The following is a 14113-nucleotide window of genomic DNA, read 5'->3' as shown; positions in this document are numbered from 1 at the left end:
GGTTTCGTGAATACAGGTTGTTTCATCACGCTGGAGGGCGGCGAGGGCGCCGGCAAATCGACGCTGGCCAAGGCCTTGGCTGCGCGGCTCGCAAAGCTGGGCCTCACGGTCGAGTTGACGCGCGAGCCAGGGGGCTCGCCGAAGGCGGAGGCGATCCGGGAGACCATCCTTTCGGGCCGCGTCAAGCAGCACGGACCCTTCGTCGAGGCGCTGATGTTCTCGGCCGCGCGCATCGACCATATCGATCGCCGCATCGCTCCGGCCCTCGGGCGCGGGGACTGGGTGATCTGCGACCGCTTTCTGGATTCGACGCGGGTCTACCAGGGCGTGCTCGGCGACCTCGACAAGGGTTTGCTCGCCGAACTCGAGCAGGTGACGATCGGCGGGCTTCTGCCGGACCTGACACTGATCCTCGATCTCGACCCCGCCATCGGGCTGGCGCGTGCCGCACGGCGCCGCGCGCCGAATGAGGCGAAGGATCGCTTCGAGAGCGAGACGCTCTCCTTTCATCGCGGGCTTCGCCAGGGCTTCCTCGACATCGCCGAGCAGGAGCCCGACCGCTGCGCGGTGCTCGACGCCACGTTGGCGCCGGAAAATCTTGCTGATTCCGCTTGGGCCGTGCTGAAACAGCGCCTGCCTCTCCCGCAGGACGCCTGATGCTCCAGACGACAGACGAACCCGACCGTTTGCCCAACGCGCCGCATCCGCGCGAGACGCTGGCCCTCGTCGGCCATGCCGCGCAGGAACGCTCCTTCATCGAGGCGCTGTCATCGGGGCGGACGCACCACGCCTGGCTGCTTGGCGGGCCGGAAGGCATCGGCAAGGCTAGCTTCGCCTACCGCGTCGCGCGCTTCGTGCTGGCCGCGGGCGAGCCCACCGAACGTGCCCGGCAGGTCGACACCCTTGCCATGCCCGAGAACGACCCGGCCACGCGCCGTGTCATGGCTCAGTCCCACCCCGACCTGCATGTGCTGCGTCGCATCCAGAAGCCCGATGGCAAGGGCTACACCAGCAACATTCCGGTCGATGCCGTGCGCCGCGTGCTCGATCGGTTCGGCTCCAGCGCAGCCGAGGGCGGCTGGCGTGTCGCCATCGTCGATTCCGGCGAGGACATGGATCGCTCGGCCGGCAACGCCTTGCTCAAGCTGCTCGAGGAACCGCCTCCTCGCGCGCTGTTCCTGATTGTCTCACATGCGCCGGGGCGCATGCTGTCGACCATCCGCTCGCGTTGCCGGCTGCTGAGCTTTGGGGCGCTCGACGAGGCCGAAGTCGCGCAGGCGGGGCAACTCGCGCTGGAGCGCATGGGCGGCCCCTTCGACGCCTCCGCGCTGCCGCGCGCGGCGCGCCTCGGCGACGGCTCCGTGCGCCGCGCCCTGACCTATGTCGATCCGACGACGCTGGCTCTGGTCGAGGCCGTGCGCGCCCGGCTCGATGCGCTGCCGGGCATCGATGTGACGGCGCTGCTTGCCTTGGCCGAGGATGTCGCGGGCAAGGCTGGCGAGTCGGATTTCTGGGTGATGATCGATGCCGTGCAGAGCTGGCTCGGCGATCACCTCCATGCGCATGCCAATGCAAGCCCCGCCCGCCTTGCACCGCTGGCGGAGGTATGGGAAAAGCTGGGTCGCGCGGCTCGTGAGGTGGAAACCTATAACCTCGACCGCCGCCCGCTCGTAATGACGATGTTTCATGATCTGTCGGATGCGGTTGCCCGCTCGCGCGCAGCGTGAAGCGAACCCTTCGGATCGATGATGGCCACGGCCCCTAAATTCTACCTGACGACCGCCATTCACTACACGAATGGACCGCCGCACATCGGCCACGCCTACGAGATGGTGGCGTCGGACGCGATCGCGCGCTTCAAGCGCCTCGACGGCTACGACGTCTTCGCCATGACGGGCACCGACGAGCACGGCCAGAAGGTGCAGCGCACAGCGGCACAAAATGGCCTCGAGCCAAAGGCTTACGTCGACTCGATCGCAGATCGCTTCAAGGAGATGGAGCAGCGTCTCGGCTGTTCCTTCGACCGCTTCATCCGCACCACGGACGCCGACCACGTGCCCTCCACGCAGGAGCTCTGGCGCCGGATGGAGGCGAATGGCGATATCTATCTGGCGAAGTATGCCGGCTGGTATTCGGTCAGGGACGAAGCCTTCTATGGCGAGGAGGAGACCACGCTCCTGGGTGACGGCACCCGCCTGGGTGGCCAGGGCACGCCTGTCGAATGGGTCGAGGAGGAGAGCTACTTCTTCCGCCTCAAGGCTTATCAGGACAAGCTGCTGAAGCTCTACGAGGACGTTCCCAACTTCATCTCGCCGGGCACGCGCAAGAACGAGATCGTCAGCTTCGTGAAGGGCGGGCTCGAGGATCTCTCGATCAGCCGCACCACCTTCGACTGGGGCTTGTCGGTGCCCAGCGACCCCCGGCATGTGATGTATGTCTGGGTCGACGCGCTGAACAATTATCTCACCGGCTGCGGGTTTCCCGACGAGGCCAACCCGCGCTGGCACTATTGGCCTGCCGATGTGCACGTCATCGGCAAGGACATCGTGCGCTTCCATACGGTCTACTGGCCGGCGTTCCTGCTCTCGGCGGGCCTGCCGCTGCCCAAGCGCGTCTTTGGCCACGGCTTCCTGCTCTCCAAGGGCGAGAAGATGTCAAAGTCGCTGGGCAATGTCGTCGACCCGTTCGGGCTCGTCGATGCCTATGGCGTCGATCAGCTGCGCTATTTCTTCCTGCGCGAGGTCTCCTTCGGCCAGGACGGCAATTACAGCCACGAGGCGATCGTCGGGCGCATCAACGCCGATCTCGCCAATGATCTCGGTAACCTCGCCCAGCGCTCGCTGTCGATGATCGCCAAGAACTGCGACGGCAAGGTGCCTGCGCTCGGCGCGCTCACCGAGGCCGACGAGGCCATGCTGGCCATGGCCGACGGTGCGCTCGCCAAGGCGCGTGGCGCCATGGAGGATTTCGCGCTGCATGTACTGCTAGCCGACATCTGGGCCGTGGTCGCCGAGGCGAACCGTTATTTCGCCACCAACGAGCCCTGGCGCCTGACCAAGACCGATCCGGCCCGCCGCGATACGGTTTTGCACGTCACGGCCGAAGTGCTGCGGCAGGTCGCGATCCTGGTTCAGCCGGTCATCCCGAGCTCCGCAGCCAAGCTGCTGGACCTGTTGGGCGTCGCCCCCGACGCCCGCCAGTTCGCCAATCTCGGACCCGATCACCGGCTCGCGGCAGGTTCTGCGCTGCCGGCACCGAGCGGGATATTTCCGCGCTTCGTCGAGCCGGAAACAGGCGAGGGCGCCTGATGCTGATCGATACCCATTGCCATCTCGATTTCCCGGATTTTGCCGAGGAACTCGACACCTATGTCGCCCGCGCGGAAGCTGCGGGCGTGACGCGGATGGTCACGATCTCGACCCGCGTCGCGCGGTTCGAGACCTATGCCGCGCTGTCGGAGCGCTTCGCTTCTGTCTGGTGCAGCGTCGGCACGCATCCGCACGGCGCGCATGAGGAACTCGACGTGACGGTCGAGCAGCTTGTGGCGCTGTCTCGGCATCCGCGCTGCGTCGCGATCGGCGAAGCCGGTCTCGACTATCACTACGACAAGAGCCCGCGTGACGCGCAGGCTCAAGGGTTGCGGGTTCACATCGCTGCGGCGCGGATCACCCAGTTGCCGCTCGTCATCCATTCCCGGCAGGCCGATGACGATATGATCGCCATCCTCCGCGATGAGATGACGAAGGGAGTCTTCCCCGCCATTCTGCATTGCTTCACGGCAGGCGAGGCGCTGGCGCTGGCTGGCGTCGAGATGGGGCTCTACATATCCTTTTCGGGCATCCTGACCTTCAAGACCTCGGAAGACCTGCGCCGGATCGCCCGGCTCGTTCCCCGGGATCGCCTCCTGGTCGAGACCGACGCGCCCTATCTCGCTCCGACGCCCTTCAGGGGCAAACGTAACGAGCCGGCCTATGTCGTTGAGACCGCCAGGGTTCTGGGCGAAACCATCGGCCTGAGCTTCGACGAGGTCGCAGCGCTGACGACAGCCAATGCGCGCCGTTGCTACTGGAAGATGGACAACGCTAGTCCGGTCGCGCAGGCGCAGAGCGGCGCCGCAGCAGCATGACGCTGAAGGTCACCATCCTCGGCTGCGGCTCGTCGGGTGGCGTGCCGCGTCCCGGCTTGGGCTGGGGCTTCTGCGACCCGTCTGAGCCCAGGAACCGCCGTCGCAGGTGCTCGCTGCTCGTCGAGCGGTCGGGGCCGGGCGGCAGCACACGCCTGATCGTCGACACGTCGCCCGATCTGCGTGAGCAGTTGCTCGATGCCGAGCTCTCGCATCTCGACGGCGTCCTGTTCAGCCATGATCATGCGGACCACACGCATGGCATCGACGACCTCCGGGCGCTGGTGCTGCATATGCGTCGCCGCATCACCGTCCATGCCGATGAAAGGACGAGGGAGTCGCTGACGGGCCGCTTCGGTTATCTCTTCGAGACACCCGAAGGCAGCATGTACCCGCCGATCCTCAACATGCTGCCGCTGTCAGCCGGCAGCGACGTCACGGTCGAAGGCGCAGGCGGCGCTATCACTGCGCTGCCCTTCGTCGTCGAGCATGGCCCGGGCTACGAGGCGCTGGGCTTTCGCTTCGGCGACCTCGGCTATCTCCCGGACGTGAGCCTGCTGCCGCCGGAGGGCAGGGCGATCCTGAAAGGGCTCGACATCCTGATCCTCGACTGCCTGCGCGAGACCCCGCATATCAGCCATTTCCATCTCGCGCAGTCGCTCGAGACGATCGCGGAGCTCAAGCCGCGCCGCGCCGTCCTGACCAATCTGCACAGCGACCTCGACTATGCCGCGCTGTCAAAGCGCCTGCCTCCGAATGTCGAGGCGGCCTATGACGGCATGGTGGTGACTGACGGCCGCTGATGAGGCCGTCACCGAAGGCAGCGCGGACTCAGGCCGCATTCTGCAAGTGCCAGGCTTCGAGCTGGCCGAGCACGGTCTTGAGGTCACTGACATCGACATAGCGGCGGCCAAGATCCCGCAGATTGTCCCTGTGCGGCTGCTCCTCGATATCGCCCACGCAGTCTTCCGGGACGATGGTGCGGAAGCGATAGCTGAAGCTGTCGATCGAACTGGCGCGGATGCAGCCGCTGGTGTTACAGCCCGTGACGATGACGGTATCGACGCGCTCCTTGGTGAAATAGTCGCTGACACCGGTGTTGAAGAAGATCGACGGGCCCTTCTTGCAGACCCTGAGGTCGTAGTCGGGGTCATAGATGCGAGGATCAAGCTCGACGCTCGGATGGTCGTGCCGAAAGGTCTCGCGAACGGCCGTGATCTTCCAATAGGGCATCTCGCGTTCGTTCATGTAGGCGGTGTTGCAGGTTGCAACCGGCACATTGTAGCGCCGCGCCACCTCAAGCAGTCTTGCAGTGTTCTCCACGGCCCGCACAACCAGAGGCGCACCGCCGAGCGGGTATTGCGGATCGGTAAAACCGGTCTGGAAATCGACCACGACGATACCAGGCTTCTGGCCGAAGCCGACAGGGATCTCGCCATAGCTGCGGTTCTTGTAGTCGTCTGACATCGGATCCTCCTGCGGTCTCGGAAATCGAACTCCGTCATCCTGAAGCAGATAAAAAATCAAGCAAGATTGTTTTTATAACGTCGTGAGGTAGGGTCATTTGGGCCCGTCGGGGCCGAGGAGACGATGGGCCGCCATGTCCAAAACACCCCGCCAACCGCAGATGCGCAGCGTCCTGACGCGCGAAAGGCTGATCGCGGCCACGCTCGACCAGATCCTCGAGGTCGGCTACCACGCCGCGACCACTCACCAGATTGCCGACAGGGCGCTCGTTTCGCGTGGCGCTCTGCTGCATCATTTCCCGATGCGCGCCGACATCGTGCTCGCTGCGATGGAGGCGCTGCTCGACGACGGCACCCGCCAGATCAAGACGGTCGCCGGCGAGTTGCAGGACGGCAAGGTGACGCTGGACGATTTCGTCGAATTGCTCTGGCAGCTATTCTCGGGACGGTTCTTTTATCTGTCGCTCGAGATGATCACCGAGGCTCGCAACGATGCCGACCTGCGCGAGCGCATGATCCCGGTGGTCAAGCGCTTCCATGACGCACTCGATGAGATCTGGACCGAATTCTGCGATCCACGACGCCGACCGCCGCACCAGGCGCGGATCGTCCTGAACCTGACCGTCTGCCTCGTGCGCGGCATGGGTGTGCAGACGGTGCTGCGCCCGGAGCCCGGCTACTATCGCGAGCTCATCGAATCCTGGAAGGCCCTGCTGCCGCACATCATCTCGGGACCCTCGGGGGACCTGATGTTTGCAGGAGCGCGGTTCAATTCAGACACGACTGACGGACATGTCTTCAAGTAACTGATCACGCTATGTTTAAAGGTGTTTCTTGCCACCTGATGACATCACAAGCCACCTGCGAGCAAGCGCGCCAGCTTGGCGGACACCCCAACACTCTCCACGGGCGGCGGAAGGGCGAGATCACCGCTTTCGGGCTTCGCATGGGGTTGGAAGGCCGCGGCCAGCACAGCGTTGAAACCGGCCTCGGTCGAGCAGATGACCGGCACCTCGACATGCGGCTGAACCCTCGCGGCCAGTCCGGCAAGCCCGGCGCCTCCCAATATGACCGCCTGCGCCCGGTCGCGTTCCGCTGTTCGGCGGCAGGCTTCGGCCAGCATCATGATGGAGCCCTCGCGGTTCCCGGCGATGTCGCCGCCCGTGGGCGCCACGGCCTCGACCGCGGCCAGATGGTCCCCCAGCCCCAGTGATCCCACGAATTCGGTCAGGATCGGGCGCCAGCGTTCACCGCCGGTGACGATGGAAAAGCGGCCGTCGCGTTCAGCAGCATGGCGGCAGGCAGCTTCCGCCATGCCAACCACCGGAACCGGGCACAATTCCTTGAGCGCCATCAGGCCGGGGTCTCCAAAGCAGGCGAGGTAGACGGCATCGCAGCCCTCGCCGTGTTCGGCATAGGCGTCGAGCGCGGCGTGCCCCGCGATCGCCGCGGCGGTGCGGGTCGAGATATAGCGCGCGCCGAAGCGGCCGGTGGCTGGGACTAACGTGACGCCATAGGGCGTCAACGGCGCAAGGACACGCATAAGGATCGCGGTCATTTCCGACATCGTATTCGGGTTCAGAACGAGGATGCGCGGCATTCAGAAACACTTACTGTCAGTCACCGGGTCGGATTTCCGGCATTGCAAGATGGCTGCCGCTCACGCGGCGAGATGGCACGCGACGAGACGGGCGCCATGCTGCGCGAGTTCCGGAGGCTCGGCGCGGCAACGGTCGATTGCCAGCCCGCAGCGCGGGTGGAAGGCGCAGCCCGGCGGCGGCGCGATCGGGCTCGGCACCTCGCCCGACATGGGCTGGCGGTTCCGGTTGGGCCGCTCGACATCGGGGATCGTGTCCAGCAGCAGCCGCGTATAGGGGTGCTTTGGCGCAGCAAAGACGCTGTCGGCCGGTCCGTGCTCGACGAAGCGGCCGAGATACATGATCGCGATCTCGTCCGACATGTGCCGGACCACGGAGAGATTGTGGCTGATGAAGAGATAGGTCAGCCCCAGTTCCTTCTGGAGGCGAACCATCAGGTTCAGCACCTGTGCCTGCACCGAGACGTCGAGCGCCGAGGTCGGCTCGTCGCAGACGAGGAAGTCGGCTTCCGTCGCCAGCGCGCGGGCAATCGAGATGCGCTGGCGCTGGCCGCCCGAGAAGGCGTGCGGGTAGCGCTGCGCATCCGCGCGTGAGAGCCCGACGATCTCCAGGAGATCGCCGACGCGCTGCTGTGTGGAAGCCTCGTCGGGCCGTAGCTTCAACTCGCGGATCGGCTCGGCGATGATGTCGCCGACGCGCCAGCGCGGGTTCAGCGAGGCGTAAGGGTCCTGGAAGATCATCTGCACGCGCGGCGGGCCGAAGGAGCCATCGGCGCGGCGGATGTCGTGGAAATGCAGCGCGCCCTCTGTTGGACGCTGCAGGCCCACCACCATCCGCGCCAGCGTCGACTTTCCGCATCCGGACTCTCCGACAATGCTGAAGGTGGTGCCGCGCTGGACCGTGAACGAGACGTTCTCGACGGCGCGCAGGATGCGTCTCGGCTCGCGCGACAGGAGGCGTGTCAGGGCCGGTGCGGACACATCGAAACGGCAGGAGGCCGCGGAGACGGTGAGGATTGGATCGGCCACATCCGCGCTTCGGTTGCCCAAGCCGTCATCCTGCGAGACGCCGCTGCGCGGCTCCTCAGAATTGGGGCTCAGCGGTGCGGTTGTCATGAGGTCACGCATGCACTGGCTCCCTCAGCGGGAAGTGGCAGGCGGCGACGTGAGCGCCCTGCGGCAGACCCGGCCGGTGCTCGCGGCAGAACGGCTGGACGAAGCCGCAACGCGGATTGAAGGCACAGCCGGCCGGGATGGCGTTGAGGCGGGGCATCGCGCCGTCGATCTGGTTCAGTTCGGCATGGCGGGCATGGACACTGGGGATCGAGGCCATCAGCCCCGCCGTATAGGGATGGCGCGGACGGCGCGTGACCTCCTCGACCGGGCCGATCTCAACGATGCGCCCGGCATACATCACCGCGACCCGGTCAGCGGTCTCGGCGATCACGCCCATATCGTGCGTGACCAGCATGATCGCCGTCCCGTGTTCGCGGCACAGGCGCTTGAGCAGGGTGGTGATCTGGGCCTGGATCGAGACGTCGAGCGCGGTCGTCGGTTCGTCGGCGATGATGAGCTTGGGCTCGGCGCAAAGCGCGAGCGCGATCACCACGCGCTGGCGCATGCCGCCCGAGAACTGGTGCGGATACTGGTCGATCCGCGTTTCGGCGGCCGGGATGCCGACCTCCTTGAGCAGGTTCAGCGCGCGCGCTCGCGCTTGCCCCCGGCTCAGCGGCAGATGGGTCCGGATGGTCTCGACCAACTGGTCGCCGACCGTCAGCAGCGGGTGAAGCGAGGTCAGCGGGTCCTGAAAGATCGCGCCGATCTGGCGGCCGCGCAGCTTGCGCATCGCTTCGGCCGGGAGATTGTCGATGCGCTCGCCGGAGAGGTGGATGCTGCCGCCGGCGATCCGTCCCGGTGGATCGAGCAGGCCGATGACGGCCGTGCCGGTCAGCGACTTGCCCGCACCGGATTCTCCGACGACGCCAAGGATCTCGCCCGGGGCGATCTCGAAGGAGACGCCATCCAACGCGGTCAGCGGGCCGTGCCGCCCGTCGAAGACGATGTTGAGGTCCCGCACGGACAACAGCGAGCCGGACGCTGCCTGGGGCGTGCGCGCGGCCTGAGGATTCGGAGGCGCGGCGATGGCGTTCATGACGGGGGCCTCGCGCGTTCGATCGTGTAGCTCGACGAGAATATCTCGCTTGTGGGCGGATGGCCGTGCGTGCGCTCGGGATAGCGCGCCATCACGCCCTCGAACTGGGTCTGCGCCCGCGCGGTGTCGGCGGCCTCGTCGACATCGGGGATCAAGCGGTTCTCCATCACGAAGCGGCCGTCGATCACGACATGAGCAAAATCGCGGCCGTGGCCGGCGAGCAGCATGGTCTGGATGGGGTCGATGACCTGGCCGAGATGCGGCCGGTCCAGCTCGAACACCGTGATGTCGGCACGCGAGCCCGCCTGGAGCCGGCCCAGATCGGGGCGGCCGAGCGCATCGGCGCCGCCGATGGTCGCGGCATCGTAATAATCCTCGCTGCGGGCGGCCATGACCGAGCCGGCAACCGTACGGGCCAGGATCATGCCGACCTGCATGTTCATGATCATGTCGGGCGGGCTGGTATCGGTGCCCATGCCGATCCTGATACCCATCTCTCGATAGCGCCCGAAATGATCGATCGCGTTGCCATGCCGGCCGGACACCAGCGGGCAATGGACGATCGCGGCGCCCGCGTCGCGGATGATCTCGAGGTCCCGGCCAGGCCGGTCTACGAGCCGGCTGCCGGACACGACAGTGCCGTGCGGCAGCAGCGCACGTTCGTTGAGGAAACCCAGGCTTTGCAGCCATTCCGGCGGGCTCATGCCGTGCTGTGCCAGGACGAGGTCGTATTCGATCTTGGACTGGCAGCAATGCAGCCGCACCGGCACATCGAGATCGCGACCGGCCTGCGCCGTTTGCCGCAGCAGCGAGGCCGTCGAGGTCTCGATCCGGTCCGGCGCCAACATGGTGCGCAGCAGCCCGCCGGCGGCGCCCTCATTGCGCTTGCAGAAGGCGATGGCGGCGTCGAGTTCGGCGAGCCCGCGCGCTTCGTCGTAATGAGTGGTGATGGCGCCATCAGCCTCCACCACCTGGTTGCCTGTACGATAAGCTGGGCCGAGATAGGTGCGCAGGCCCAAAGCTGCCGCACCCTCCGCCGCATCCTGGAATTCCTCCGGCGTCTCGCCCCAGACGCGGTAGAACAGCGAGGCGATCGGCAGGGCCGTGGTGATGCCGTTACGGATCAGCGTCGCGAAGGCGTGCTTCTTCTGAAAAGCCAGCTCCTCGCGCGAATACATCTCGTAGGGGCCGGCATCGAGATAGGAGCGCGGCCAGACGCGGCCCTTCTTCCAGGCGGGCTGGTTGTCATAGGCCAGGATCGTCGTGTCGAGGTCCGACAGCGCGTCGAGGTCGACGAAGCCCGGCCCGATCAGGGCGTTGCCATAGTCGATGCGTCGCGCGACCTCACCGGGGAAGCCGTGCCCGACGAAGATGACCTCTCCATCCTCGAAGACGATCTCGCCATTCTCATAGAGCCGGTGGCGGCCGTCGCTGTGGCCGACGAGCCAGCGCGCGGTCAGCAGGATGCGGCCCTCGGGGCGCGTCTTGGCCTGCAGGCTCACGGCACGGCCCTCACCGAGACGCCGTCGCGGGCCACGATCTTGCCGCGCTTGACGACACGGCGCTTGGGCGAGCGGGTGACGATCGCCTCCGACAGTGTCTCGCCGGGCAAGACCACGAAATCGGCGACGCAGCCTTCCGCTAGCCCGTAATCCGCGATCTCCATCACCTTGGCGCCTTCGCTGGTGCAAACCTCGAAGGCCAGCCGCAATTCGTCGTCGCGGCGGAAGTTGTTGCGCTGGCCGATAAACATGGCGCGCTCCAGCATGTCGGCATTGCCATAGGGGCCCCAGGTATCCTGGATACCGTCAGAGCCGGAACAGACACGGATGCCCATCCCGAGCAGTTTCTTGACCACGGGGGCAGGGCGCCCGGACGGCGCCGTCGTCATGATCGCTATGTCGAGCTCGGCGAGTTGCTCCAGCAGCGGATCGATCAGCGCGGGGTCGGGCGTGCCCAGGCAGAAGGCATGGCTGATCGTAACCTTGCCTTTCATGCCGAGCGCGCGCGTGCGCTCGCAGATCAGGTCGGTCGAGAACGCTCCCATCTCGCCGGGCTCATGCAGATGGATATCGAGCGGCTTGCCATAGCGCTGGCAGAGCTCGAAGACCGCGTCGAGATGGCCCTTGGGGTCGCGGTCGATGGCGCAGGGGTCGAGCCCGCCGACGATCTCGCAGCCGGCCTTCATCGCCTGGTCCATCAGTTCGAGCGTGCCCGGCCGGCGCAGCAGGCCCGATTGCGGGAAGGCGACGAGCTCGATGTCGACGATGTCGCGATACTCGTCGCGTGTCCGCATCACGCCCTCGACGCCCCACATGCCGTGATCGGTGTCGACGTCGACATGGCTGCGGATATGGGTCGAGCCCATCAGCGAGGACTGGATGCTCTGCCGGGCCGACTGGACATAGGGGTCCATGTTGAGCCGGCGCTTGTTCAGCCGCTCATTGTCGATCTTGTCGAGCAGTCTCGGGCCGACCTCGTTGACGTACCAGGGCAAGCCCAGAAGGCTCTTGTCGAGATGGGTGTGGGCCTCGATCAGGCCGGGAATGACGATCTCGCCCTTGCCGTCCTCGACAGTCGCGCCGGCCGGCGGCTCGATCTGCGCGGCAACGCGCGTGATTTGCCCATTCTCGACGAGGATGTCAGTGGCAGCCCCGCCATAGGGGCGGACGTTACGCAGCAGCAGAGTGGCAGTCATGTCAGGCGATCCTCGATGTTTTTTTGGTCGTCATGGTCTGTTTTTCGACCGTCATTGCGAGCGGAGCGAAGCAATCCAGGGGCGGCAGCGCTACGTCTCCCTGGATTGCTTCGCTCCGCTCGCAATGACGGGGTGGATCATTGCATTCTCACCGCAACTTCGGGTTCAGCGCGTCGCGCAGCCAGTCGCCGAGCAGGTTGACCGAGAGCACGATCAGCCCGAGCTGGAGCGACGGGAAGACGATCAGCCACCAGGAGCCCGAAAACAGGTACTGGTTGCCGATGCGGATCAGCGTGCCCAGCGAGGGCTGCGTGATCGGCATGCCGACGCCGAGGAAGGACAGCGTCGCTTCCGAGAGGATGGCGAGGCCGAGGTTCAGCGTCGCCGCCACCATCACCGGCGTCAGCGTGTTGGGGAGGATGTGGCGGCGCATGATCCGGGTCGAGGGGACCTTTATGATGCGCGCCGCCAGCACATACTCCTTGCGGCGCTCGACCATGGTCGAGGCCCGCACGGTGCGGGCGTATTGAACCCAGTTGGTCAGCGAAATCGAGACGACCAAGACCACGGCCGCAAAGGGCTCGCGCAGCGCAGGCGGCAGCAACTCGCGAAATATCGCCGAGACCAGGATCGCCATCAGCAGCGTCGGGATCGAGAGCACGGTATCGCCGAGACGCATCAGCAGGTTGTCGATGCGCCCCCCATAGAACCCCGCGACGAGGCCGACCGTAACGCCGATACCCATCGAGACGATGACGGCTGCGATACCGATGATCAGCGAGACGCGCGTGCCGTAGAGGATGGCGGAGAGCACGTCTCGGCCTTGCGGGTCGGTGCCCAGCAGGAACGGCCATTCACCGTCGCGGCTCCAGATAGGCGGGATCTCGGCCTTGTCGATGAAGATCTGCGAGAGATCATGTGGGTTCTGCGGCGCGATCAAAGGCGCCAGAAATGCGCTCGCGATCAGCAGGAACAGCACCAGCGCCGAGAGCCAGGCGGCCGGCGTGGTGCGAAAACTCCAACCGATGTCGCTGTCGAGGAAACGGCGCAGGCGGCCGGGCCTGGTGGCGGTTTCAGCGGGCATTGGCGGCTCCCGAAATCGCGTCCTCGCGCAGGCGAGGATCGACCCAGGCATAGGTCAGGTCGACCAGCGTGTTCAGCGAGACGAAGATGAAGGAGACGACGATCAGATAGGCCGCCATCACCGGGATATCGACGAAGGTCACGGCCTGGACGAAGAGCAGGCCCATGCCGGGCCATTGGAATACCGTCTCGGTGACCAGCGCGAAGGCGATGAGGTTGCCGATCTGGAGGCCGGTCACCGTGATCACCGGCATCAGGCAGTTTCGCAGCGCGTGGCCGAAATTGACGGTCCGCGCCGGCAGGCCGCGCGCCCGGGCAAAGCGGATGAAGTCGGTTCGCATGGTCTCCAGCATCTCGGCGCGCACCAGCCGCATCACCAGCGTGATCTGGAAGAGCGAGAGCGTGATGCCCGGCAAGATCAGCGCCAGCCGTCCCGACGGCGTCAGAAATCCGGTGCTCCACCAGCCGATCTGCACGACCTGGCCGCGCCCGAAGGCCGGAAGCCATTGCAGCGTCACCGAAAACAGCAGGATGAACAGGATGCCCAGCGCGAAGCTCGGCAGCGAGACGCCGAGGACAGAGATGATCTGCAATGCCTTCGCCAACGGGCTTTCGCGCTTGATGGCGGTGTAGACGCCGAGCGGGATCCCGACGATCAGTGACAGAAAGGTCGCGACGAGAACGAGTTCGAACGTCGCCGGAAAGCGCTCCGCGATCAGCGTGAAGACATCCTGCTGGTTGCGATAGGAGATGCCGAAATCACCCCGCAGCGCGTTGCCGACGAAGGTCGCGAACTGCATCACGAAGCCCTTGTCGAGGCCGAGCCGCACGCGCAGTTCGTCGCGCTGCGCCTGGCTCGCCTGCTCGTTCAGCATCAGTTCGACGGGGTCGCCGACAAAGCGGAAGATCAGGAAGGCGAGGAACGCCACTGCAAGCATGACGCCGGCCGCGTTCAGCAATCGCTTGAAGAGGAAGGCCGGCATCTTGGGCTCCT

At 65.8% G+C, this 14113-nt stretch carries 14 protein-coding genes; 6 read left to right on the top strand and 8 right to left on the bottom strand.

The genetic code is table 11. The features are described from left to right. Positions 1-6: 6 nt before the first annotated feature. From tmk to AC1D2L_RS11375, 5 genes are read left to right on the top strand one after another with little or no spacing between them, the layout of a single operon-like run. The gene (gene tmk, locus AC1D2L_RS11395; protein WP_476845985.1) at positions 7-657 is read left to right on the top strand and encodes a dTMP kinase; all 651 of its coding nucleotides are present in this window, start codon (positions 7-9) and stop codon (positions 655-657) included. Then, positions 657-1727, top strand: coding sequence for a DNA polymerase III subunit delta' (locus tag AC1D2L_RS11390; RefSeq protein ID WP_476845984.1), 1071 nt, complete (start codon positions 657-659; stop codon positions 1725-1727). Before tmk ends, AC1D2L_RS11390 begins: the two co-directional genes overlap by 1 nt. A 21-nt stretch (positions 1728-1748) precedes the next feature. Further along, entirely contained in the window at positions 1749-3308 is a 1560-nt protein-coding gene (gene metG, locus AC1D2L_RS11385; RefSeq protein ID WP_476845983.1) for a methionine--tRNA ligase, read from the top strand. Then, positions 3308-4126: a TatD family hydrolase gene (locus AC1D2L_RS11380; RefSeq protein ID WP_476845982.1), complete on the top strand. Its 819-nt coding sequence runs from the start codon at positions 3308-3310 to the stop codon at positions 4124-4126. Before metG ends, AC1D2L_RS11380 begins: the two co-directional genes overlap by 1 nt. Beyond that, positions 4123-4926 (top strand): MBL fold metallo-hydrolase, encoded by an 804-nt coding sequence (locus AC1D2L_RS11375; RefSeq protein WP_476845981.1) that lies wholly within the window; start codon positions 4123-4125, stop codon positions 4924-4926. The genes AC1D2L_RS11380 and AC1D2L_RS11375 overlap by 4 nt, the downstream gene beginning before the upstream one ends. Positions 4927-4954: 28 nt before the next feature. Here AC1D2L_RS11375 and AC1D2L_RS11370 read toward each other — a convergent pair whose 3' ends face one another. Further along, a complete protein-coding gene (locus AC1D2L_RS11370) occupies positions 4955-5590 on the bottom strand; it encodes an isochorismatase family protein (protein ID WP_476845980.1) in 636 nt (211 codons plus the stop codon). Positions 5591-5723: 133 nt separating this feature from the next. Between AC1D2L_RS11370 and AC1D2L_RS11365 the strand changes: the two genes are divergently transcribed. Next, entirely contained in the window at positions 5724-6395 is a 672-nt protein-coding gene (locus AC1D2L_RS11365; RefSeq protein ID WP_476845979.1) for a TetR/AcrR family transcriptional regulator, read from the top strand. A 44-nt stretch (positions 6396-6439) separates the two neighbouring features. Here the strand turns inward: AC1D2L_RS11365 and AC1D2L_RS11360 are convergent, their stop codons facing one another. The 7 genes from AC1D2L_RS11360 to AC1D2L_RS11330 all read right to left on the bottom strand — a co-directional run bounded on the left by AC1D2L_RS11360 (position 6440) and on the right by AC1D2L_RS11330 (position 14102). Beyond that, positions 6440-7189 carry an aspartate/glutamate racemase family protein gene (locus tag AC1D2L_RS11360; RefSeq protein WP_476845978.1) on the bottom strand — a complete coding sequence of 250 codons (750 nt, stop codon included), beginning with the start codon at positions 7187-7189 and terminating at the stop codon, positions 6440-6442. A 60-nt stretch (positions 7190-7249) separates the two neighbouring features. Then, positions 7250-8314 (bottom strand): ABC transporter ATP-binding protein, encoded by a 1065-nt coding sequence (locus AC1D2L_RS11355; RefSeq protein ID WP_476845977.1) that lies wholly within the window; start codon positions 8312-8314, stop codon positions 7250-7252. Beyond that, entirely contained in the window at positions 8307-9338 is a 1032-nt protein-coding gene (locus AC1D2L_RS11350; RefSeq protein ID WP_476845976.1) for an ABC transporter ATP-binding protein, read from the bottom strand. The genes AC1D2L_RS11355 and AC1D2L_RS11350 overlap by 8 nt, the downstream gene beginning before the upstream one ends. After that, positions 9335-10840, bottom strand: a complete 1506-nt coding sequence (locus AC1D2L_RS11345) for an amidohydrolase family protein (protein WP_476845975.1) — start codon at positions 10838-10840, stop codon at positions 9335-9337. The genes AC1D2L_RS11350 and AC1D2L_RS11345 overlap by 4 nt, the downstream gene beginning before the upstream one ends. Beyond that, on the bottom strand, positions 10837-12036 hold the full coding sequence (locus AC1D2L_RS11340; protein WP_476845974.1) for an amidohydrolase family protein: 1200 nt from the start codon (positions 12034-12036) through the stop codon (positions 10837-10839). Before AC1D2L_RS11340 ends, AC1D2L_RS11345 begins: the two co-directional genes overlap by 4 nt. A 148-nt stretch (positions 12037-12184) precedes the next feature. Then, positions 12185-13120, bottom strand: a complete 936-nt coding sequence (locus tag AC1D2L_RS11335; RefSeq protein WP_476845973.1) for an ABC transporter permease — start codon at positions 13118-13120, stop codon at positions 12185-12187. Beyond that, positions 13110-14102: an ABC transporter permease gene (locus AC1D2L_RS11330; RefSeq protein WP_476846262.1), complete on the bottom strand. Its 993-nt coding sequence runs from the start codon at positions 14100-14102 to the stop codon at positions 13110-13112. Before AC1D2L_RS11330 ends, AC1D2L_RS11335 begins: the two co-directional genes overlap by 11 nt. Positions 14103-14113 lie beyond the last annotated feature (11 nt).

It is taken from the genome of Allobosea sp. P1_B10 (assembly GCF_056406735.1).
The sequence above is the reverse complement of the archived record's forward strand: the minus strand, read 5'-3'. Positions and strand labels throughout refer to the sequence as shown.

Bases quoted from the DNA above. Each gene is read 5' to 3' on its own strand.
- AC1D2L_RS11390 (WP_476845984.1), top strand. From the start codon at position 657: ATGCTCCAGACGACAGACGAACCCGACCGTTTGCCCAACGCGCCGCAT.
- metG (WP_476845983.1), top strand. From the start codon at position 1,749: ATGGCCACGGCCCCTAAATTCTACCTGACGACCGCCATTCACTACACG.
- AC1D2L_RS11380 (WP_476845982.1), top strand. From the start codon at position 3,308: ATGCTGATCGATACCCATTGCCATCTCGATTTCCCGGATTTTGCCGAG.
- AC1D2L_RS11375 (WP_476845981.1), top strand. From the start codon at position 4,123: ATGACGCTGAAGGTCACCATCCTCGGCTGCGGCTCGTCGGGTGGCGTG.
- AC1D2L_RS11370 (WP_476845980.1), bottom strand. From the start codon at position 5,590: ATGTCAGACGACTACAAGAACCGCAGCTATGGCGAGATCCCTGTCGGC.
- AC1D2L_RS11365 (WP_476845979.1), top strand. From the start codon at position 5,724: ATGTCCAAAACACCCCGCCAACCGCAGATGCGCAGCGTCCTGACGCGC.
- AC1D2L_RS11360 (WP_476845978.1), bottom strand. From the start codon at position 7,189: ATGCCGCGCATCCTCGTTCTGAACCCGAATACGATGTCGGAAATGACC.
- AC1D2L_RS11355 (WP_476845977.1), bottom strand. From the start codon at position 8,314: ATGCGTGACCTCATGACAACCGCACCGCTGAGCCCCAATTCTGAGGAG.
- AC1D2L_RS11350 (WP_476845976.1), bottom strand. From the start codon at position 9,338: ATGAACGCCATCGCCGCGCCTCCGAATCCTCAGGCCGCGCGCACGCCC.
- AC1D2L_RS11340 (WP_476845974.1), bottom strand. From the start codon at position 12,036: ATGACTGCCACTCTGCTGCTGCGTAACGTCCGCCCCTATGGCGGGGCT.
- AC1D2L_RS11335 (WP_476845973.1), bottom strand. From the start codon at position 13,120: ATGCCCGCTGAAACCGCCACCAGGCCCGGCCGCCTGCGCCGTTTCCTC.
- AC1D2L_RS11330 (WP_476846262.1), bottom strand. From the start codon at position 14,102: ATGCCGGCCTTCCTCTTCAAGCGATTGCTGAACGCGGCCGGCGTCATG.